Consider the following 20,845-nt stretch of genomic DNA (forward strand, 5'->3'; position numbering starts at 1 on the left):
CGTACGTGAGCACCCGGTATCCGTTCACCGCTGTCGTCGGCATGGACGACCTGCGGCTGGCGTTGCTGCTGAACGCGGTCAGCCCGGCGGTGGGCGGGGTCCTCGTCCGCGGCGAGAAGGGCACCGCCAAGAGCACGGCCGTGCGCGCGCTGGCGGATCTGCTGCCCGACGTCCCGGTGGTCGCCGGCTGCCGCTTCAGCTGCGACCCCGCCGGTCCGGACCCGGAGTGCCCGGACGGGCCGCACGAGGTGAGCCCCGCCGAAGCCCGTCCGGCCCGCATGGTCGAACTCCCGGTGGGTGCCTCGGAGGACCGCCTGGCGGGCTCGCTCGACATCGAGCGCGCCCTGTCCGAGGGGGTCAAGGCGTTCGAGCCGGGCCTGCTCGCGCACGCCCACCGCGGCATCCTGTACGTGGACGAGGTCAACCTCCTGCACGACCACCTGATCGACCTCCTCCTCGACGCCGCCGCCATGGGCGCCTCGTACGTCGAGCGCGAGGGCGTCTCCGTGCGGCACGCCGCGCGGTTCCTGCTCGTCGGGACGATGAACCCCGAAGAGGGCGAGCTGCGGCCGCAGTTGCTGGACCGGTTCGGGCTGACCGTGGAGGTCGCCGCGTCCCGTGAGCCGGACCAGCGGGTCGAGGTGGTCCGGCGGCGGCTGGCGTACGACGCCGACCCGGCCGGCTTCGCGGCGCGCTGGGCCGCCGAGGAGGAGGCGCTGCGGCAGCGGATCGCCACGGCCCGGGCGCTGCTCCCGGACGTCGTGCTCGGCGACGCCGCGCTCCGCCAGATCGCCGCGACCTGCGCGGCCTTCGAGGTGGACGGTATGCGCGCCGACATCGTGATGGCGCGTACCGCGACCGCGCTGGCCGCCTGGGCGGGCCGCGCCGAGGTCACCGAGGGCGACGTACGGCAGGCCGCGCTGCTGGCGCTGCCGCACCGGCGCCGCCGCAATCCCTTCGACGCCCCGGGCCTGGACGAGGACAAGCTCGACCAGACGCTGGAGGAGTTCGGGCCGCAGGAGGACGAGGAGCCGGACCCGGAGCCGGAGGGCCCGGACGACGGGCCGGACGGCGGGGGTCCTGACGGGGGCGGCGGGCTGCCGCCGCAGGACGGCCCGGACGACGCGCCGCCGCCGTCCGGCGCCGACGCGGGCCCCGAGCAGCCCTCCGTACCGGACCAGCGCTCGGACCGCGGCCAGGAGCAGCCCGCCCAGCCCAAGAACGAGGCCGCAGAGAACGAGGCCGCAGAGGGCGGGACCGCGCCCGAGAAGGCCGCGGTAGGCGCCGCCGAGCCGTTCAAGACCCGGCGGCTGGACGTGCCGGGGCTCGGCGAGGGCGCCGACGGCCGCCGCTCGCGGGCCCGTACCGCGCACGGCCGTACCACCGGCTCCCGCCGCCCCCAGGGCGCGCTCGGCAAGCTGCACCTGGCGGCGACCGTGCAGGCCGCGGCGCCGCACCAGAAGGCGCGCGGGCGCAGCGGCCGCGGGCTGCTCGTCCGCCGCGACGACCTGCGCGAGGCCGTACGCGAGGGCCGCGAGGGCAACTTGGTCCTCTTCGTCGTGGACGCGTCCGGCTCGATGGCGGCGCGGAAGCGGATGACCGCGGTCAAGGGCGCGGTGCTGTCGCTGCTGCTGGACGCGTACCAGCGGCGCGACAAGGTCGGGATGATCACCTTCCGTGGCGCGGAGGCCGCGCTCGCGCTGCCGCCGACCTCCTCCGTGGAGGCGGGCGCGGCCCGGCTGGAGCAGCTGCCGACCGGCGGCCGCACGCCGCTGGCCGCGGGCCTGCTGAAGGCCCATGAAGTACTGCGCGTGGAGCGGCTGCGGGACGCCTCGCGCCGCCCGCTGGTGGTCGTCGTGACCGACGGCCGCGCGACCGGCGGCGTGGAGCCGCGTCCGCGCGCCGCCAAGGCCGCGCGGCTGCTGGCCGCCGAGGGCACCGCCTCGGTCGTCGTGGACTGCGAGGCCGGGCCCGTGCGACTCGGCCTGGCCGGCGAGCTGGCCCGCGATCTGCAGGGCACCGCCGTCACCCTCGACGAACTCCGCGCGGACAGCGTCTCCGCGCTCGTCCGCACCGTCACCGACACCACTCACCGAAGGGCCGCCTGATGCCGCAGGGACAGCCGACCGTCGTACCGAACGACGGCCTCACCACCCGTCAGCGCCGCAACCGCCCGCTCGTCTTCGTCCACACCGGCACCGGCAAGGGCAAGTCCACCGCCGCCTTCGGGCTGGCGCTGCGCGCCTGGAACCAGGGCTGGCCGGTCGGGGTGTTCCAGTTCGTGAAGTCCGCGAAGTGGAAGGTCGGCGAGGAGCGGGCGCTGAAGGTGCTCGGGGAGACCGGCGAGGGCGGCACGGTGGCCTGGCACAAGATGGGCGAGGGCTGGTCCTGGGTGCAGCGCGACATCGAGTCCAGCGAGGAGGCGGCCCGCGAGGGCTGGGAGCAGGTCAAGCGGGACCTGGCGGCGGAGTCGTACAAGCTGTACGTGCTGGACGAGTTCGCTTACCCGATGCACTGGGGCTGGATCGACACCGACGAGGTCATCGAGGTGCTGCGGAACCGCCCCGGCACCCAGCACGTGGTGATCACCGGCCGCAACGCGCCGGAGCAGCTGGTGGACTTCGCCGACCTGGTCACCGACATGACGAAGGTCAAGCACCCGATGGACGCGGGCCAGAAGGGCCAGCGGGGCATCGAGTGGTGACCGGTACCGGTACACGAGTGAGCGAGCAGTGAACATTCCCCGTCTGGTCATCGCCGCGCCCTCCTCGGGCAGCGGCAAGACCACCGTCGCCACCGGACTGATGGCGGCCTTCCGCGAGGCGGGCCTCGCGGTGTCCCCGCACAAGGTGGGCCCGGACTACATCGACCCCGGTTACCACGCGCTGGCCACCGGGCGGCCTGGCCGGAACCTCGACGCGTACCTGTGCGGTCCGGAGCGGATCGAGCCGCTGTTCCTGCACGGCGCGGCGGGCGCGGACCTGGCGCTCGTCGAGGGCGTCATGGGCATGTTCGACGGCGCCTCGGGGATGGGCGAGCTGGGCTCGACCGCGCAGGTCGCGAAGCTCCTGCGGGCGCCGGTCGTCCTGGTCGTGGACGCGTCCTCGCAGTCCCGGTCGGTGGCGGCGCTGGTGCACGGCTTCGCGTCCTGGGACCCGGAGGTCCGGCTCGCCGGGGTGATCCTGAACAAGGTCGGCTCCGACCGGCACGAGGCGCTGCTGCGCGAGGCGCTGGGCGGTGCGGGCGTGCCGGTACTGGGCTGTCTGCGGCGCGCGCCGCAGGTCCGTACGCCCGCCCGGCACCTGGGCCTGGTCCCGGTCGCGGAGCGGGCCCCGGAGGCGGTGGAGTCCGTACAGGCGCAGGCGGCGCAGATCCGCGAGGGCTGCGATCTCGACGGGCTGCTGGCGCTGGCGCGCAGCGCGCCGGAGCTGACCGGTCCCGCGTGGGAGCCCGCGGCCCCGGACGTGCCCGCGGCGGGCCGGCCGGTGATCGCGGTCGCGGGCGGCGCCGCCTTCACGTTCTCGTACGCGGAGCACGCCGAGCTGCTGACGGCGGCGGGCGCCGAGGTCGTCACGTTCGACCCGCTGCGTGACGAGAAGCTGCCGCCGGACACGGCCGGGCTGGTGATCGGCGGCGGGTTCCCCGAGGTGTACGCGCCGGAGCTGTCGGCGAACGCACCGCTGCGCGCCGAGGTCGCCCGGCTGGCGGCCGCGGGGGCGCCGGTCGCCGCGGAGTGCGCGGGCCTGCTGTACCTGTCGCGGTCGCTGGACGGCAGGCCGATGTGCGGCGTGCTGCCGGCCGACGGGCGGATGTCGGAGCGGCTGACGCTGGGCTACCGGGAGGCGGTGGCCATCGAGGACAGCGCGCTGGCGGCGGCCGGGACCCGGGTGCGCGGTCACGAGTTCCACCGCACGGTGCTGGAGCCGGGCACCGGCGAGCGCCCCGCCTGGGGCTTCGTCCGTCCCGAGCGCCGCACCGAGGGCTTCGTCCAGGGCGGCGTGCACGCCTCGTACCTGCACGTGCACTGGGCCGCCGAGCCGTCGCTCGCGCACCGGCTGGCGGCGCGGGCCGCGGCGTGGGCGGCGAGCGCCTGATGCGTGCGGCGGCGTCCCTGTTCTCAGCCCGCCAGGCCGACCACCAGCCACATGAAGCCCACGCCGGCGGCCGTACAGCCCAGCGTCGACAGGGCGGGGTGGTCGTGGTGGGCCTCGGGCAGGATGTCGGAGGTCGCGAGGTAGAGCAGGACGCCGCCGAAGAAGCCCAGGTAAAACCCGAGCGGCTGCTCCGGCAGGGTGACGGCCAGCGTGATCGCCGCGCCCGCGAGCGGCGCCACCGCGTCCGCGCCGAGCAGCAGCAGCGCCTTGCGCCGGGCGTTCCCGTAGAGGCTGGCGATCGTGTACGTGTTGAAGCCGTCGGCGAAGTCGTGGGCGATCACGGCGAGCGCCACGGCCACCGCCATGTCGCTGCCCACCTGGTACGCGGCGCCGATCGCGAAGCCGTCCATGAGGCTGTGCACGACCATGGCGGCGGCGGCCGTCAGCCCCACCTGCGGGACGCGCTCCTCCGGGTCCATGCCGTGCGCGGCCTTCCGTACGGCCAGCAGCCGTTCGGCGGCGTGCGCGGCCAGGAAGCCCAGTACGAAGCAGAGCAGCGCGGCGGGGACGCCGAGAAGCCGTACACCGGCCGCCTCCAGGGCCTCCGGCAGCAGGTCGAGGCCGACGACGCCCAGCATCAGGCCGCCGGCGAGGCCGAGGATGAGATGGCGGCGGTCGGTGACCCGGTGGGCGACCCAGCCGCCGATGAGCGTCATCAGGAACGCGCCGACCGCGATGACCACAGGCACTGTCTCGCCCCTTCCGCCGCCGTGCCCGGAGGTGTACCGGTGCCGGTACCCGTGTCACCTGCTTAACGATCCCCGGCCGGTCCCGCATGTCCGGCTCCGCCCTGCTGAAAGGACCCGCCATGCCCACTGAGCGTGAAGCGGAAGGCTCCGGGCGGGACCTGACGGTGGGGATCGGCGCACGGCCCGGAGTACCGGCGGAGGAGCTGACGGCGCTGGTCAAAGCGGTGCTCGCGGAGGCCGGGCTGCCGCTCGCCGCCGTGCGCGCACTGGCCACCGTGGACGCCAGGGCCCGGGAGCCGGGGCCGGTGGCCGCGGCGGCGCTGCTGGGGGTGGAGCTGTGGTCGTACCCGGCCGCCGTGCTGGCCGCCGTGCCGGTGCCGCATCCCTCGGGCGCGGTGCTGGCGGCCGCCGGGACGCCGTCCGTCGCCGAGGCCGCCGCGCTGGCCGCCGCGGGTCCGGGCGGCACGCTGGCCGTGCCCAAGCGGAAGTCCGCGCCGGCGGACGGCGGCGCGGCCCGGGCCACCTGCGCGGTCGCCCGCCGCGCCGCACCGCACGACAGCAGCACGCATCCGACCGTACGCACGCACGAGGAGACGCCGTGACCACCCTGCCCGACCTTCGCCACCACGGGGACGCCGAGGTACGCGGCGCCGCGGCCGGCCTGACCGACCTGGCCGTCAACGTCCGTACGGGCACCCCGCCGGCCTGGCTCAAGGCCCGGATCGCCGCGTCGCTGGACGGGCTGGCCGCGTACCCGGACGGCGCGGACGCGCGCGCCGCGGTCGCCGCCCGGCACGGGGTCCCGGCCTCCCGGGTGCTGCTGACGGCCGGGGCCGCCGAGGCGTTCGTGCTGCTCGCGCGGGCCGTGCGCGCCGCGCGTCCGGTCGTGGTGCACCCGCAGTTCACCGAGCCGGAGGCGGCCCTGCGGGACGCCGGGCACACGGTGCGGCGGGTGCTGCTCACCGAAGAGGACGGCTTCCGGCTGACTCCGGAGGCGGTACCGGAGGACGCGGACCTGGTGGTCGTCGGCAACCCGACCAACCCCACCTCCGTGCTGCACCCCGCGGAGGCCGTGGCGGCGCTGGCGCGGCCGGGCCGCACGCTGGTCGTCGACGAGGCGTTCATGGACGCGGTGCCGGGCGAGGCGGAGTCCCTGGCCTCCCGTACGGACCTGCCGGGCCTGGTGGTGCTGCGCAGCCTCACCAAGACCTGGGGGCTGGCCGGGCTGCGCATCGGGTACGTACTGGCCGGCCCGGAGATCATCGAGGCGCTGGAGCGGGTCCAGCCGCTGTGGCCGGTCTCCTCGCCCGCGCTCACCGCGGCGGAGGCGTGCAGCGGCCCGGAGGCGCTCGCGGAGGCCGCTGAGGCGGCCGGGGCCATCGCGGCCGACCGGGCGTACCTGATCGCGCGGCTGGGCGAGTTCCCGAAGGTCACGGTGGTGGGGCCGGCCGAGGGGCCGTTCGTGCTGATCCGGCTGCCGGACGCGGCGGGCGTACGGGAGCGGCTGCGGGAGCTGGGCTTCGCGGTCCGGCGCGGCGACACGTTCCCGGGGCTGGGCGCCGAGTGGCTGCGGCTGGCGGTCCGGGACCGGGACACCACCGACCGCTTCGTGACGGCGCTGGCGAAGGCGGTCTGAGGCCCTCTCCGGGGTTCTGGGGCCTCCGGCGGCACAGGAGGCACACGCCCGGGTGACGGCGCCGCACGGTCGGCGGTATGTCCGTTTCGCCGGGCAGGGCGCGGGTACTGCGATCCAGTCGTCCGCCGTCAGAGTCCGCCATGGGGGGCTCCTTGTCCACCGCCGCCGCGCGCCTCTTCGAAGCGCCGCTGTCCGACGCCTTCCGCCTCGCCGACGCCTCGACCCGGGGCGACCTCTCGGCGGCCCGCGCCCAGATGGGCTTCTCGCTCGCCTGGCACATCGTGCTGGCGTGCCTCGGCGTCGGGCTGCCGCTGCTCACGCTGGCCGCCGAGTGGCTCGGCCGGCGCACCGGCGACCCGGCCGTCCAGCTGCTCGCGCGGCGCTGGGCCCGCGCGATGGGCGTCCTCTTCGCCGTCGGCGCGGTCTCCGGGACCATCCTGAGCTTCGAGATGGGCCTGCTCTGGCCGGGCCTGATGGGCAGGTTCGGGCAGGTCATCGGCCTGCCGTTCGCCCTGGAGGGCATCGCCTTCTTCATCGAGGCGATCTTCCTGGGCATCTACCTGTACGCGTGGGACCGGCTGCCGCCGCGGCAGCACATGCTGACCGGGCTGCCCATCGTGGTCGCCGGGGTGGCGTCCGCGTTCTTCGTGGTGTGCGCGAACGCCTGGATGAACCAGCCGCGCGGGTTCACGGTCCATGGCGGGCGGGTGACGTCCGTCGACCCGTGGGCGGCGATGCTCAACCCGGCCGCGCCGCCGCAGACCGTGCACATGATCCTGGCCGCCCTGATGGTCGCCGCGTTTCTCACGGCGAGCGTCTACGCGGTGGCGCTGCTGCGCGGCCGCGACGGCCGCTACCACCGCACCGGCTTCTTCCTGCCGCTGTCGCTCGGCGCGCTGGTCACCCCGTTCCAGCTCGTCGTGGGCGACTGGGCGGCGCGGTTCGTCGCCGACTACCAGCCGGTGAAGCTGGCCGCCATGGAGGGCGTGTACCGCACGGCCGACCACGTACCGCTCACGCTCGGCGGGATCGCCGGTACGGGCGGGCTGCAGTACGGGCTGGAGATCCCCAGCGGACTGTCGCTGCTCATCGGGTACTCCCCCGGCACGGTCGTCCAGGGCCTGGAGAAGGTCCCGCGCGCCCAGTGGCCGGCCGTGACCGCCGTCCACCTGGCGTTCGACGTGATGGTGCTGGCCGGGATGTTCCTGCTGGCCATGGGGGTGCTGCTGGCGGTGGCGTGGTGGTGGCGCCGGCGTACGGGCGCCGCCGGCCTCCTGGAGGTGCGCGGCATGCGGCTCTACCTGTGGCCCGCCGCGCTGACCGGTCCGGCCGCCGTGGTGGCCCTGGAGTGCGGCTGGGTCGTCACGGAGCTGGGCCGCCAGCCGTGGGTCGTGCAGGGCGTGATGACCGTACGGGAGGCGGTGAACCCGGCGCCGGGCCTGATGAACGGGCTGTGGCTGGTCCTGGTCGTGTACGCGGCGATGACCGTGGCCACGGTCTACGTGCTGCGCCGGCTCGCCCGGGAACGGCCGGTACCGGCCGCCCCGCAGGAGAGCGACGTGCAGCGGTCACCGGTCGTCTGAGGGGACGGGCCATGCTTGCCGACACCATGCTCGCGGTCATGTGGCTGGGGCTGACCTGTTACGCGCTCTTCGGCGGCGCGGACTTCGGGGCCGGCCTGTGGGACCTGCTGGCCGGCCGGGCGGGCCCCGGGCGGCCCCGGCGGTCCCTGATGGAGCACACGATCGGGCCGGTGTGGGAGGCCAACCACGTCTGGCTGATCTTCGTGATCGTGCTGCTGTGGTCCGGGTTCCCCGGCGTCTTCGCGGCCGTGCTCTCCACGCTGTACATCCCGCTGACCCTGGCGGCGCTGGGGATCATCGCGCGGGGCGCCGCCTTCGCGTTCCGCAAGGCGAGTACGGAGCTGTGGCAGCAGCGCCTGTTCGGCGCCTGCTTCGCCGTCTCCTCCGTCGTCACGCCGTTCTTCCTCGGCACGGTGGCGGGCGGCGTGGCCTCCGGGCGGGTGCCGCCGGGCCTGGCCCGCGGCGACGTCCTCACCAGCTGGCTGAACCCCACCTCGGCGCTGGGCGGCGTGCTCGCCGTGCTGACCTGCGGGCATCTGGCGGCCGTCTACCTGTGCGCGGACGCGGCGCGGGAGGGCGACGCGGGGCTGGTGCGGTGGTTCCGGCGCCGGGCGGTGGCGAGCGGACTCTTCGCCGGTGTCGTCGCGCTGGTCGGCATCGCCGTACTGCATGCGGACGCGCCCCGGCTGTTCCACGGGCTGACCCACCGGGCGCTGCCGCTGGTGATCCTCAGCTCGTGCACGGGCGTGGCGGGGCTGGCCGTGCTGCGCCGCCGCCCGGCCGCGGCCCGCGTGCTCGCCGCGCTCGCGGTCGCGCTGATTCTGTGGGCGTGGGGCGCCGCGCAGTACCCGGCCGTGCTCGTACCGGATGTGACCGTGGCGGGCGCGGCGGCGCAGCCGTCCGTGCTGACCGCGTGCCTGATCTGCCTGGCGGTGGGCGCCGTGCTGCTCGTGCCGTCCCTGTGGTGGCTGTACGCGATCTTCCAGCGTGCGGCTCCCGCCGCCCCGGAGCGGGCCCACGAAGAGGCCGGGGGCGGCCCGTGAGCAGCCGCGCTCCCCGTCCACCATCCGGAACCCCGTTGCTCCGTACACGTAAGGTCGCCGTAAGGTGCCGACGTGACGAACGAGCAGACGAACCAGAAGGCGGCGTCCGAGGGGCCCGCGCCCGCCGCGCCGCACGCGCCGGGGACCGGCGACCTCCCCGCCTCCGACCGCGCCGCGCGGCGCGCCGTCACGCTCTTCCCGCTGCTCGTGATCGTGGCCGGGCTGATCGGCCTGGTCTGGCCGTCGCACTTCACCGGCTGGGCCCCTTCCGTGCCCTGGCTGCTCGGCGTCGTGATGTTCTCGATGGGCCTCACGCTCACCGTCCCGGACTTCGCCGCGGTCGCCAAGCGGCCGTGGGCGGTCGGCCTGGGCCTGGTCGCGCACTACGTGATCATGCCGGGGCTGGGCTGGCTGGTGGCCACCGTGCTGGACCTGCCGCCCGCGCTGGCGGCCGGCGTGATCCTGGTCGGCTGCGCCCCGAGCGGTACGGCCTCCAACGTCGTGACCTACCTCGCCCGCGGCGACGTGGCCCTGTCGGTCTCGGTCGCCACCGTCTCCACCGTGGTCGCGCCCTTCGTGACCCCGCCGCTCACGTATCTGCTCGCCGGGCAGTTCATGCATGTGGACGCCGGGGTGATGGTGACCGACATCCTCAAGACCGTGCTCCTGCCGGTGGTCGCCGGGCTGCTGGTCCGGCTGGTCGCGGGCCGCTTCATCGGCCGGGTGCTGCGCGCGCTGCCGTGGCTCTCCGCGCTGACCATCGCGGTGATCGTGCTGGTCGTGGTGGCGGGCAGCGCGGCGCAGATCAAGGACGCGGCGGCGCTGGTGCTGCTCGCGGTGGTCCTGCACAACGGGCTCGGCCTGGCGCTCGGCTACGGCGCGGGCACCCTGGCCCGGCTGGGCCGCCCGGCGAGCCGGGCCATGGCCTTCGAGGTCGGCATGCAGAACTCCGGCCTGGCGGCGTCCCTGGCCACGGCCCACTTCAGCCCGGCGGCGGCGCTGCCTGCGGCGGTCTTCTCCGTGTGGCACAACATCTCGGGCGCGGTGGTGGCGGCGTGGATGGCGCGCCGCGATCGGATGAGCGCAGGCGCGTAGCCTCACCGCCAGGGCGCCGGGGTGGCCGGGGAGCGTTTTCGGCTACCTGCCGGTGGGTGCCGCTGCGCCCACCCGTGCCGCCCCAGAGGCACGACTGCCCGCAGCGGGGGGAAGGATGGTCAGCTCACCACCCGCCCCCGCAGAATCACCCGCCGCGGCGTACCGAGAACCCGTACGTCTTCCCGGGGATCCGACTCGTACACGACCAGGTCGGCCGACGCGCCCTCCACCAGGCCCGGCCGCCCGAGCCACTCCCGGGCCCCCCAAGCCGTCGCCGAGAGCGCGTCCAAGGCCGGAATCCCGGCCTTGACCAGCTCCCCGACCTCCTGGGCGACGAGACCGTGCGCGAGCGACCCGCCCGCGTCCGTACCGACGTACACCGGCACCCCCGCGTCGTACGCCGCCCGTACCGTGTCGTAGCGCCGCTCGTACAGCCGCCGCATGTGGTCGGCCCAGCGCGGGTACTTCTCGTCGCCACCGGCCGCCAGCTGCGGGAAGGTCGCGATGTTGACCAGCGTCGGTACGATCGCGACGCCGCGCTCGGCGAAGAGCGGAATCGTCTCCTCGGTCAGGCCCGTGGCGTGCTCGATGCAGTCGATGCCCGCCTCCACGAGGGGCGCGAGGGACTCCTCGGCGAAGCAGTGGGCCGTGACGCGTGCCCCCAGCCGGTGCGCCTCGGCGATCGCGGCCTCGACCGCGCCGCGCGGCCAGCAGGACGCGAGGTCGCCGGTCTCCCGGTCGATCCAGTCGCCGACGAGCTTGACCCAGCCGTCGCCCCGCTTCGCCTCCTGCGCGACGTACGCCACCAGGTCCTCGGGCTCGATCTCGTGCGCGAAGTTGCGGATGTAGCGGCGGGTGCGCGCGAGGTGACGGCCGGCGCGGATGATCCGCGGCAGGTCCTCCCGGTCGTCGATCCAGCGGGTGTCGGCGGGCGAGCCGGCGTCGCGGATCAGCAGGGTGCCCGCCTCGCGGTCGGTGAGCGCCTGCTTCTCACTGGTCGCCTCGTCGACCGCGCCGTGCGCGTCCAGGCCGACGTGGCAGTGGGCGTCGACCAGGCCCGGCAGCGCCCAGCCCTCGATGGTGGTGACGTCCCGCGCCCCGGGCGGCCGCTCGTAACTGACGCGTCCGCCGACGACCCACAGGCCGTCCCGTACGTCGTCCGGCCCGGCCAGGACCCTCCCCTTGATGTGCAGCACCGCGCTATCGCTCATGCACGCACTGTACGAGCCGGGCGTGAAGCGCTGGACAGGACGGTCGCCGAGGAAGAATCCCGGAAACCCCATGGCGCTCCGGGCTTTCCTTGCTGTACACCTGTTACCAGAGAATTGCCAATTCTTCAGGTGCGCAGCTTCCCGTATTCTTCTGCCCGCTTTTCCGCAGCTCAAACGCGTCGATTCGGGTGACCCGCAAGTCCCGTAATTCGGACGGATCTCGCGGCCGTTACGCACATGTGACCGACCCCACAGCCGGACTGATTTGCCCCGTATTTTCCGGGCAAACCAAGACATCCCAAGGGTCTTCCGTGCGCCCGTACGCCCCCGCGCGATAACACAGAACCCCCCGTCTCCGTAACCCCATCCCGCGATGCAATTTCGAATTTCCCTCGGTAAATTTAATTCGCATGACCGCCGCACAAGCAGACCTTGCACGTGCCCGAAGCGAATTCAGAGAAATGCCGGAGGGCTTCAAGCTCGATGCCCCGCGAGTGGAGGACGGGGCCGCCATCTGGCGCATCGCCCGGGACTCCCGCACGCTGGACCTGAACTCCTCCTACAGCTACCTGCTGTGGTGCCGTGACTTCGCCGCCACTTCCGTCGTCGCACGCGACGCGAAGGGCGAGCCGGCCGCCTTCATCACCGGCTACATCCGCCCCGCCCGCCCCGAGGCCCTCGTCGTGTGGCAGGTCGCCGTCGACGACGCGCACCGTGGCCGCGGGCTGGCGGCAGCTCTCCTGGACGGCCTCGCCGGCCGCGTCGCGCAGGAGCAGGGCATCACTCGCCTCGAAACCACGATCTCGCCCGACAACGCCGCATCGAACCGGCTCTTCGCCTCCTTCGCGGAGCGCCACGGCGCCTCCGTGGAGCGCGAGGTCCTCTTCGACGCCGGGCTGTTCCCCGAGGAGGGTCACGAGCCGGAGGTGCTGCACCACATCGGCCCCTTCGCCGCCCCTGCCCAGCCAGTGCGCTGAGCGCGCGCACCCCAAGACTTCCCTCTCTGTCACACCCCACATCCCAGGAGCAGCTGTGACCATCACCCAGCCGGATCTGAGCGTCTTCGAAACCGTCGAGTCCGAGGTGCGGAGCTACTGCCGCAGCTGGCCCACCGTCTTCGACCGGGCGCAGGGCAGCCGCATGTACGACGAGGACGGCCACGCCTACCTCGACTTCTTCGCCGGCGCCGGGTCTCTGAACTACGGCCACAACAACCCGGTCCTGAAACGCGCGCTGATCGACTACATCGAGCGGGACGGCGTCACCCACGGCCTGGACATGTCCACCACGGCCAAGCGGGCCTTCCTGGAGTCCTTCCAGAACGTCATCCTGCGGCCGCGCGACCTGCCGTACAAGGTCATGTTCCCGGGCCCGACGGGCACCAACGCGGTCGAGGCCGCGCTGAAGCTGGCCCGCAAGGTCAAGGGCCGCGAGTCGATCGTGTCCTTCACCAACGCCTTCCACGGCATGTCGCTCGGCTCGCTCGCGGTCACCGGCAACGCCTTCAAGCGCGCCGGCGCCGGCATCCCGCTGGTGCACGGCACCCCGATGCCCTTCGACCACTACCTCGACGGCCGCTACCCGGACTTCCTCTGGTTCGAGCGGCTGCTGGAGGACCAGGGTTCCGGTCTCAACACGCCGGCCGCCGTGATCGTCGAGACGGTCCAGGGCGAGGGCGGCATCAATGTCGCCCGCGCCGAATGGCTGCGCGCCCTCGCGGATCTGTGCAAGCGCCGTGACATGCTGCTCATCGTGGACGACATCCAGATGGGTTGTGGCCGCACCGGTGCCTTCTTCTCCTTCGAGGAGGCGGGCATCGTGCCGGACATCGTCACGGTCTCCAAGTCCATCAGCGGCTACGGTCTGCCGCTCGCGCTCACGCTCTTCAAGCCGGAGCTGGACGTCTGGGAGCCGGGCGAGCACAACGGCACCTTCCGCGGCAACAACCCCGCCTTCGTCACCGCCGCCGCCACCCTGGACACGTACTGGGCCGACGGCCAGATGGAGAAGCAGACCATCGCCCGCGGCGAGATCATCGAGTCCCACCTGCGGGCCATCGCCGAGGAGCACCCGCGGGCCGGCGTGGACTTCCGCGGCCGCGGCATGGTCTGGGGCATGGAGTTCGAGGACAAGACTCTGGCCAACAAAATCGCCAAGCGGGCCTTCGAGCTGGGCCTGCTGATCGAGACTTCGGGGCCGGAGAGTGAGGTCGTCAAGCTGCTGCCGGCGCTCACCACCACCCCCGATGAGCTGGACGAGGGGCTGCGCACCCTCGCCCGCGCGGTCCGCGACTGCGTCTGACCGACGTGTACGGGGCCGGCCGGCAGCCCGCCGGCCGGCCCTCGCGGATCTCACCACCCGCAGAACAGAAAGGTTTTGAACCACGTGATCGTTCGCTCGTTCAAGGACATCGAGGGCACCGACCGCCACGTCAAGTCCGCTTCGGGGACGTGGGAGAGCAAGCGCATCGTGCTCGCCAAGGAGGGTGTCGGCTTCTCGCTGCACGAAACCATCCTTTACGCGGGCACCGAGACCGACATGTGGTACGCCAACCACATCGAGGCCGTACTGTGCGTAGAGGGCGAGGCAGAGCTCACCAACCGCGAGACCGGTGAGAAGCACTGGATCGAGCCCGGCACGATGTACCTGCTCAACGGCCATGAGAAGCACACCCTGCGGCCGAAGACGGACTTCCGTTGCGTGTGCGTCTTCAATCCGCCGGTCACCGGTCGCGAGGACCACGACGAGAACGGCGTGTACCCGCTGCTCACCGAGCCCGAGGCGAGCTGACGCCGCTGGATCAGGCCCGCTGCCCCGTCCGGCAGTTGAGGAAGGCACGTACGAGAGGAGAGGAAGGCAACACCATGACCACCGCACCCGAGCGCACCGCCGACCTGTACCCGACCCGTGGGGCCACCGAGGTGATCACCCCGCGCCAGGATCCGGTGGTGTGGTCGCAGCCCGGCACGGCAGGCCCGTTCCAGCCGTCCGAGCTGAGCGACTTCGAACGCGACGGCTTCTTCGCCATCGAGGAACTGCTGACGCCGGACGAAGTCACGGTGTACCGCGCCGAGCTGGACCGGCTCACCCATGACCCGGAGGTCAAGGCCGACCCGCGCTCGATCGTCGAGGCGAAGTCGGACAAGGTCCGGTCCGTGTTCGAGGTGCACAAGATCAGCGAGGTGTTCGCCAAGCTGGTCTCCGACCCGCGCGTGGTAGGGCGCGCCCGTCAGATTCTCGGCTCGGACGTCTACGTCCACCAGTCGCGGATCAACGTCAAGCCGGGCTTCGGTGCCTCGGGGTTCTACTGGCACTCGGACTTCGAGACCTGGCACGCCGAGGACGGCCTGCCGAACATGCGCACGGTGTCCATCTCGATCGCGCTGACCGAGAACTACGACACCAACGGCGGCCTGATGATCATGCCGGGTTCGCACAAGTTCTTCCTGGGCTGTGCGGGCGAGACGCCGAAGGACAACTACAAGCGGTCCCTGCAGATGCAGGACGCGGGGATCCCGACGGACGAGGCGCTGACCAAGCTGGCCGACCGGCACGGCATCCGCCTGTTCACCGGCAAGGCGGGCTCGGCGACGTGGTTCGACTGCAACGCCATGCACGGCTCCGGCGACAACATCACGCCGTACCCGCGGAGCAACGTCTTCATCGTGTTCAACAGCGTGGAGAACGCCGCGGTCGAGCCGTTCGCGGCCCCGGTGCGGCGCCCGGAGTACATCGGTGCCCGGGACTTCACCCCGGTCAAGTGAACCGTCCCGCACGAGACGCCTCCTGTGAGACGTCCCGTAGGAGACGCGATCCCGTGGTGTCCTCTCCCTCGTGACGAGGCGCCCGGTTACGGGCCGGGGGGCCTTGGGTCCCCCAGGGGTCTCCGGCTCACAACCAGGCGAGTGACGCGGCCGTCGCCAGCACATGCTGAGCGGCGGCCGCGTCGCCTGCCTGGCCCCGGCTCACCTCCTGCGGGGTGAGCCGGCCGCCCACCAGCAGGCAGAGGTCGACCGCGTCCAGGACCAGTTCGGCGGCGACCGGCTCGGCGGCCGGGCCCAGTACCCAGTCGCCGCCCGCCTCGCCCTCCACCGCCAGCAGGACGGGCCGGGCCCCGTCCCCCAGCGCCAGGTCCAGGATCCGCACCGCGAGGGCCACCAGCCGCCGCAAGTGCACGGGCGGCGGCGCGGGCACGCCCAGGCCGAGCGCCCGCCCGATGTCCCGGGTGTGGATCCAGGTCTCGAACGCCCTGATTACATAGTGGTCGGCGACCGGCAGCCGGCGGCCCATCAGCGCCGTGGACAGCGCGGCCGGCTCCGCCTCCCGCGCCTCGGGCAGGTCCAGCAGCCCGTGCGCCTGCGTCCGCCACGCCTCGGCCGTCTCGGCGGGCGGCCGGGTGTGCTCGTACGTCACCACCTCTTCCGTACGCGCAGCCCAGCGCACCTCCCACGGCGCCGCGTCCCCGGCTCCCCCGGGTTCGGCGCGCGTCACCGGCAGCAGCCCCAGCCGCTCGGCCAGCGGCTCGTCCGCCGCGATCAGATGCGCGACCGTGCCCTGTACGTCCCAGTCGTGCACCACCGGCGTCCCCCAGCGCGCCGGCGTACCGTCCAGCTCGCGCAGCAGCGCCTCCAGGCTCGCGACCGCCGCGGCGTACGGAGCGGCGTGCGCGGCCGGCGCGTCGTGCCCGGTGCGCGCCGCGCGTGCCGACGCCATCAGCCGCCCCCGGCCGACCTTGTCCGCGCCCCGCTTGCCGCCCTTGGCCGGCTCGGGAGGCGGCCCGTCCAGCCGGTGCACCGCCTCCCGCAGCCGCGCCAGTTCCTCCGCGCACTCCGCGCAGTCCTCGACGTGCGCGCGGATGCGTTCCTCGTCGCCGGACATCACCGCGTCCAGCGCCCAGGCGGCGAGCAGCGCGTCGATCTCGGGGTGTTCCTCCGCGGGGTCCCAGCCCATCAGATGCCTCTCTCGACGGCCGGATCCGGCGGGTCGGCCAGCCGGTCGGCGAGGCTGCGCAGCGCCGCGCGCAGCCGGGTCTTGGCGGTCTCCTCGGGAATGCCCAGCTCCACCGCGGCCTGCCGGTAGGTGCGCCCCGCGAAGTACGCCAGGTGGAGCACCTGCCGCTGGGCCAGGGGGAGTTCGGCGAGCGCGGCGTGGAGCAGCGCGGCGTCGGCGAGCGCGGCCACGGGCTCGCGCTCCTCGTCGCGCACCCGGTCGACGGCCCGCCGGTGGGCGAACATGCTGAGCCAGGCGCGCAGCGAGCCGCGGGCCGGGTCGAAGGCGTAGGGGCGGGCCCACAGCTGGGTGAGCACCTCCTGGACGACGTCCTCGGCGGCGTTCGTGCTGCGGGTGACGCTGCGGGCGACGGCGTGCACCAGCCCGCCGAAGGCGTCGTACACCTCGCCGAGGGCGGACTCGTCGCCGTACACCAGGCGCCGGTGCAGGTCCTCGTCGCGCGGCGGGGTTGACGAACTAGCGGCTCTCCGGTCCACCGGCACCACCTCGTGAGGTCGTGCTGCCATTCGTAGCTCGCCGCGCCGCCGCGCGGTAGCCGTCCGCCCGGCCGAATTGCCCGGCGCCCGGGCGAGGCTAGCCTGACCTGGCGCCGTTCCGGCAGGGAACAAGCGGACACACGCGAACGACTCGAACCGAGGGAGCACCATGACCGTCGACCGGCGGCCGGGGATCGTCCTGACCGACCACGTCCTTCAGGTCCCGCTGGACCACGCGCGCCCGGACGGCGAGCGGATCGAGGTCTGCGGGCGCGAGGCCGTGGCGGCGGGCCGGGAGCACGAGCGGCTGCCGTGGCTGCTGTATCTGCGCGGCGGCCCCGGGCTGACGACGCCGCGCCCGCTCGCCCGGGAGTCCTGGCTGGACCGCGCGCTGCGCGAGTACCGCGTCCTGCTGCTGGACCAGCGCGGCACCGGCCGCTCCACGCCCGCGAACCGGCAGACCCTGGCCCGCCGCGGCGGCCCCTGCGAACAGGCCGACCACCTCGCCCACTTCCGCGCGGACTCCATCGTGCGCGACGCCGAGCTGTTCCGCCGCCACCTGATCGGCGAGGAGCGGTGGAGCGTACTGGGCCAGAGCTTCGGCGGCTTCTGCACGGTCCACTACCTCTCGTCCGCGCCCGAGGGGCTGCGCGAGGCCTTCATCACCGGTGGATTGCCCGGCCTGGACGCGACCGCACAGGACGTCTACCGGGCGGCCTATCCCCGCATCGCGCGCAAGAACGCGGCCCACTACGCCCGCTATCCGCAGGACGTCGAAGCGGTCCGGCGGATCGTCGCGCGGCTGCGCGCGCACGACGTCCGGCTGCCGGGCGGCGGCCCGCTGACCGCGGAGATGTTCCAGACGCTGGGGATGCTGCTCGGCGCCGGCGGCGGCTCGTACGTGCTGCACGACATCCTCGACGAGGCGTGGGTGCCGGGCGTCGGCGGTCCGGAGCTCTCGGACGTGTTCCTGGAGCGGGTACGCGCCCAGGTGTCCTTTGCCGCGCACCCGATGTTCGCCGTGCTGCACGAGTCGATCTACGGACAGCGGTCGGTGGATCCGGCCGGCACCGGCTGGGCGGCGCACCGCGTCCGTCCGGAGTTCCCGGAGTTCGACGCGGACCGGGCCCTCGCGGACGGCGGCCCGGTGTACTTCACGGGCGAGACGATCTTCCCCTGGCTCTTCGACACCGACCCGGCGCTGCGCCCGCTGAAGGAGACCGCGCAGGCGCTGGCGGAGCGGACGGACTGGCCCGATCTGTACGACGCGGAGCGGCTGGCGGCCAACGAGGTGCCGGTCGCGGCCGCGGTGTACGCCGACGACATGTACGTCGACCGGGAGCACGCGCTGCGCACGGCGGACCGCATCCGGGGCCTGCGGGTCTGGCTGACGAACGAGTGGGAGCACGACGGCCTGACCGCGAGCGACGGCGCCGTGCTGGACCGGCTGCTGCGGATGGTGCGCGGGGAGGTGTGACGGCTTCGGTCGGCGGTCCGGGCGGATGGCCGTAAGACACCCCCTAGGGCGCGGCCACCCGCCCGGGCACCCCCGTGCCGGCGGTCAGCCGGTGAGCGCCGGGTAGTCCACGTAGCCGCTGTCGTCGCCGCCGTAGAAGCTCTCCCGTACCGGCTCGTTGAACGGGCCGCCGGCCGCGAGGCGCGCGGGCAGGTCGGGGTTGGCGAGGAACAGCGCGCCGTACGCCAGGAGGTCGGCCTCGCCCTCCTCGACCAGGGACAGCTCCTCGGGCCCGGTGGGCCGGCCCTTGGTGGCGGGGTTCAGCACGAACGTGCCGCCGAAGCGCTTCCGCAGCCGCGCCAGCAGGTCCGCGTCCCACACGTCGCAGGTGTGCAGATAGGCCAGGCCCAGCGGCGCGACGGCCTCGACCAGCGCGGTGTAGGTGGCCTCGGGCTCGGGCTCCGACATGCCGTTGAAGGGGTTGCCGGGCGAGATCCGCAGGCCGGTGCGGTACGCGCCGATCTCCGCCGCGACGGCCTTGGTGACCTCGATGGCGAACCGGGCGCGGGCCTCGTCCGAGCCGCCCCACTCGTCGGTGCGCAGGTTGCTCGCGGGCGAGAGGAACTGGTGGATGAGGTAGCCGTTGGCGCCGTGGATCTCCACGCCGTCGAAGCCCGCCTCGATGGCGTTGCGCGCGGCGACCGCGAAGTCCGCGATGGTCTCGCGTACTTCGTCGTCGGTCAGCTCGCGCGGGACGACGCAGTCCTTCATGCCGTCCTGGGTGAAGACCTGCTGGTCGGCGGCGACCGCCGAGGGGCCGACCGGTATCAGGCCGTCCGGCAGCAGCACCGGGTGGCCGATGCGGCCGCCGTGCCACAGCTGCGCGAAGATCTTGCCGCCCGCGGCGTGCACGGAGTCGGTGACCGTACGCCAGCCCGCGATCTGCTCGGCGGTGTGCAGCCCGGGGGTGAGCGGGTAGCCGCGGCCCACGACGTTCGGCTGGGTGGCTTCGGTGATGATGAGGCCGGCCGAGGCCCGCTGGGTGTAGTAGCGGACCATGGACGGGGTGGGCACGCCGTCGGCGGTGGCGCGGTTGCGCGTCATCGGGGCCATGACGAGGCGGTTGGCGAGCGTCAGCCCGGCCAGGTCGACGGGGTCGAAAGCAGTGGTCAAGGCGTTCCTTTCACAAAAGCCTGTGCGGTCACCGGTCCCCAACACGGCCTGCCGCCGGGACATTCCCGACACCCCCAACTCACCGGTCCCGCTTGCTACTTGAGCAGCTTCAGCAGCCGGTCCACGTCGTCCGCCGTGTTGTACAGGTGGAAGCCGGCCCGCAGCTTCCCCGCCCGTACGGCCGCCACGACGCCCGCCTCGGCCAGCCGTGCGTGCGCGTCCGCGAGGCCGGGGACGGTGACGATCGCGGAGCCGGGTGCGGGCAGCGGCTCGTGCCCCAGCTCGGCGAGGCCGGCGCGGTACCGCTCGGCCAGCGCGGTGTTGTGCGCGTGCACCGCCGCCACCCCGATCTCTTCGAGGAGCGCGAGGGAGTGCCGGGCTCCGACGTACGAGAGGACGGCAGGCGGCTCGTCGTACCGGCGGGCGTCCTCGGCGAGCCGCTCGATCGGGCCGTAGTTGGACCGCATCGGGTCGGCGCCGGCCACCCAGCCCGCGTGCACCGCGGGCGGCTTCGGCGCGTCCGCGCCGACCACCAGGAACGACGCGCCCCGCGGGCACAGCAGCCACTTGTAGGCGCCGCCCACGACATAGTCGAACTCCCGGGCGTCCAGCGGCAGCCAGCCCGCGCCCTGCGTCACATCCAGCAGCGTCCGGGCGCCGTGCGCGCGGGCCGCGTCCCGGACGGCCGCAAAATCGGCGATCCGGCCGTCCAGCGCCTGCACCGCGGCGAAGGCGACCAGCACGGTGTCCGGTCGCACCGCGTCGGCGAGCCCCTCCAGCGGCGCGGTGCGCACCCGCAGCCCCGGCCGCATCGAGAAGGGGTTGGCCACCGAGCTGAACTCGCCCTCGGGGAGCAGTACTTCGGCGCCCTCGGGCAGCGAGGCGGCGATCAGCGCGCAGGACACGGCCACCGAGCCGCCGACGGCGACCCGGTCCGGGGTGGTGTGCAGCAGCCGCGCGAAGGAAGCCCGCGCCGCGTCCGCCGGGCCGAAGTAGTCGTGGCCCATCGTGCCGTACGAGGTGGCGACGTCGATCTCGTCGCGCAGCGCCGCCCTGGTCCTCGCGGGCAGCAGGCCGCTGGCGGGGGTGTTCAGATAGGTCGTCTCGGGCGCGAACTCCGCGCCGCCCAGTCGCTGTTGCGTCATTGCACCACTGTGATCGTTGCACGGCCCGGCGTCCATCCCGACAGTTCTTGGCCGGGCTCAAAGGACGGCTTGGAGAGGGGCCCGGAAGGCGTCTCCGTCGGGGTGGAGGGACCAGTTTTACGCACCCATGGGCGGTTTTGCGCTATCCTCCGGCGCTCGGCGATGCACTTGCCG

General features: G+C 73.6%; 19 protein-coding genes. 13 read left to right on the top strand and 6 right to left on the bottom strand.

Annotated features, from left to right (window positions below):
• Positions 1 to 5: 5 nt before the first annotated feature.
• Genes ACZ4MH_RS29510 through ACZ4MH_RS29520 form a run of 3 tightly spaced genes read left to right on the top strand, consistent with a single transcriptional unit; the run spans position 6 to position 4,094 of the window.
• Complete coding sequence (locus ACZ4MH_RS29510; protein ID WP_467754769.1) at positions 6 to 2,108, top strand: putative cobaltochelatase; 2,103 nt, start codon at positions 6 to 8, stop codon at positions 2,106 to 2,108.
• Positions 2,108 to 2,704, top strand: coding sequence for a cob(I)yrinic acid a,c-diamide adenosyltransferase (cobO, locus tag ACZ4MH_RS29515; protein WP_351602275.1), 597 nt, complete (start codon positions 2,108 to 2,110; stop codon positions 2,702 to 2,704). Before ACZ4MH_RS29510 ends, cobO begins: the two co-directional genes overlap by 1 nt.
• A gap of 28 nt (positions 2,705 to 2,732) precedes the next feature.
• Positions 2,733 to 4,094: a cobyrinate a,c-diamide synthase gene (locus ACZ4MH_RS29520; RefSeq protein ID WP_467754770.1), complete on the top strand. Its 1,362-nt coding sequence runs from the start codon at positions 2,733 to 2,735 to the stop codon at positions 4,092 to 4,094.
• A gap of 23 nt (positions 4,095 to 4,117) precedes the next feature.
• Here the strand turns inward: ACZ4MH_RS29520 and ACZ4MH_RS29525 are convergent, their stop codons facing one another.
• Positions 4,118 to 4,810, bottom strand: a complete 693-nt coding sequence (locus tag ACZ4MH_RS29525; RefSeq protein ID WP_467754774.1) for a ZIP family metal transporter — start codon at positions 4,808 to 4,810, stop codon at positions 4,118 to 4,120.
• A gap of 152 nt (positions 4,811 to 4,962) precedes the next feature.
• Here ACZ4MH_RS29525 and ACZ4MH_RS29530 point away from each other — a divergent pair, with 152 nt between their 5' ends.
• The 5 genes from ACZ4MH_RS29530 (at position 4,963) to ACZ4MH_RS29550 (ending at position 10,200) form a co-directional block, all read left to right on the top strand.
• On the top strand, positions 4,963 to 5,445 hold the full coding sequence (locus ACZ4MH_RS29530) for a cobalamin biosynthesis protein (protein ID WP_351587764.1): 483 nt from the start codon (positions 4,963 to 4,965) through the stop codon (positions 5,443 to 5,445).
• Positions 5,442 to 6,479, top strand: a complete 1,038-nt coding sequence (cobC, locus tag ACZ4MH_RS29535) for an Rv2231c family pyridoxal phosphate-dependent protein CobC (RefSeq protein ID WP_351587761.1) — start codon at positions 5,442 to 5,444, stop codon at positions 6,477 to 6,479. Before ACZ4MH_RS29530 ends, cobC begins: the two co-directional genes overlap by 4 nt.
• A 188-nt stretch (positions 6,480 to 6,667) precedes the next feature.
• On the top strand, positions 6,668 to 8,062 hold the full coding sequence (locus ACZ4MH_RS29540; RefSeq protein ID WP_467754775.1) for a cytochrome ubiquinol oxidase subunit I: 1,395 nt from the start codon (positions 6,668 to 6,670) through the stop codon (positions 8,060 to 8,062).
• A gap of 11 nt (positions 8,063 to 8,073) precedes the next feature.
• Positions 8,074 to 9,105 (top strand): cytochrome d ubiquinol oxidase subunit II, encoded by a 1,032-nt coding sequence (locus tag ACZ4MH_RS29545; protein WP_351587755.1) that lies wholly within the window; start codon positions 8,074 to 8,076, stop codon positions 9,103 to 9,105.
• A 72-nt stretch (positions 9,106 to 9,177) separates the two neighbouring features.
• The gene (locus ACZ4MH_RS29550) at positions 9,178 to 10,200 is read left to right on the top strand and encodes a bile acid:sodium symporter family protein (RefSeq protein ID WP_351587752.1); all 1,023 of its coding nucleotides are present in this window, start codon (positions 9,178 to 9,180) and stop codon (positions 10,198 to 10,200) included.
• Between the two features lie 119 nt (positions 10,201 to 10,319).
• Here the strand turns inward: ACZ4MH_RS29550 and ACZ4MH_RS29555 are convergent, their stop codons facing one another.
• Positions 10,320 to 11,411 (bottom strand): amidohydrolase family protein, encoded by a 1,092-nt coding sequence (locus ACZ4MH_RS29555; RefSeq protein WP_351587749.1) that lies wholly within the window; start codon positions 11,409 to 11,411, stop codon positions 10,320 to 10,322.
• 410 nt (positions 11,412 to 11,821) lie between these two features.
• On the opposite strand from ACZ4MH_RS29555, the gene ectA reads away from it, so the two are divergent.
• The 4 genes from ectA to thpD all read left to right on the top strand — a co-directional run bounded on the left by ectA (position 11,822) and on the right by thpD (position 15,175).
• A complete protein-coding gene (gene ectA / locus ACZ4MH_RS29560) occupies positions 11,822 to 12,388 on the top strand; it encodes a diaminobutyrate acetyltransferase (RefSeq protein ID WP_351587746.1) in 567 nt (188 codons plus the stop codon).
• A gap of 55 nt (positions 12,389 to 12,443) precedes the next feature.
• Positions 12,444 to 13,712: a diaminobutyrate--2-oxoglutarate transaminase gene (gene ectB, locus ACZ4MH_RS29565; protein WP_351587743.1), complete on the top strand. Its 1,269-nt coding sequence runs from the start codon at positions 12,444 to 12,446 to the stop codon at positions 13,710 to 13,712.
• 84 nt (positions 13,713 to 13,796) lie between these two features.
• A complete protein-coding gene (locus ACZ4MH_RS29570; RefSeq protein ID WP_351587740.1) occupies positions 13,797 to 14,201 on the top strand; it encodes an ectoine synthase in 405 nt (134 codons plus the stop codon).
• Between the two features lie 74 nt (positions 14,202 to 14,275).
• Positions 14,276 to 15,175, top strand: coding sequence for an ectoine hydroxylase (gene thpD, locus ACZ4MH_RS29575; RefSeq protein ID WP_351587737.1), 900 nt, complete (start codon positions 14,276 to 14,278; stop codon positions 15,173 to 15,175).
• 127 nt (positions 15,176 to 15,302) lie between these two features.
• On the opposite strand, the gene ACZ4MH_RS29580 is transcribed toward thpD, so the two are convergent.
• Together ACZ4MH_RS29580 and ACZ4MH_RS29585 are read right to left on the bottom strand one after the other, a co-directional pair.
• On the bottom strand, positions 15,303 to 16,361 hold the full coding sequence (locus tag ACZ4MH_RS29580) for a maleylpyruvate isomerase family mycothiol-dependent enzyme (protein ID WP_351587734.1): 1,059 nt from the start codon (positions 16,359 to 16,361) through the stop codon (positions 15,303 to 15,305).
• Positions 16,361 to 16,927 (bottom strand): sigma factor, encoded by a 567-nt coding sequence (locus tag ACZ4MH_RS29585; protein ID WP_351587731.1) that lies wholly within the window; start codon positions 16,925 to 16,927, stop codon positions 16,361 to 16,363. Before ACZ4MH_RS29585 ends, ACZ4MH_RS29580 begins: the two co-directional genes overlap by 1 nt.
• A 139-nt stretch (positions 16,928 to 17,066) precedes the next feature.
• Here ACZ4MH_RS29585 and ACZ4MH_RS29590 point away from each other — a divergent pair, with 139 nt between their 5' ends.
• Positions 17,067 to 18,374 (top strand): alpha/beta fold hydrolase, encoded by a 1,308-nt coding sequence (locus tag ACZ4MH_RS29590; protein WP_351587728.1) that lies wholly within the window; start codon positions 17,067 to 17,069, stop codon positions 18,372 to 18,374.
• An 84-nt stretch (positions 18,375 to 18,458) separates the two neighbouring features.
• Here the strand turns inward: ACZ4MH_RS29590 and ACZ4MH_RS29595 are convergent, their stop codons facing one another.
• Positions 18,459 to 19,526 carry an alkene reductase gene (locus ACZ4MH_RS29595; RefSeq protein WP_351587725.1) on the bottom strand — a complete coding sequence of 356 codons (1,068 nt, stop codon included), beginning with the start codon at positions 19,524 to 19,526 and terminating at the stop codon, positions 18,459 to 18,461.
• Positions 19,527 to 19,621: 95 nt separating this feature from the next.
• Positions 19,622 to 20,707: an aminotransferase class V-fold PLP-dependent enzyme gene (locus ACZ4MH_RS29600; protein WP_467754771.1), complete on the bottom strand. Its 1,086-nt coding sequence runs from the start codon at positions 20,705 to 20,707 to the stop codon at positions 19,622 to 19,624.
• Between the last annotated feature and the right edge of the window lie 138 nt (positions 20,708 to 20,845).

It is taken from the genome of Streptomyces sp. NPDC026301 (assembly GCF_055567935.1).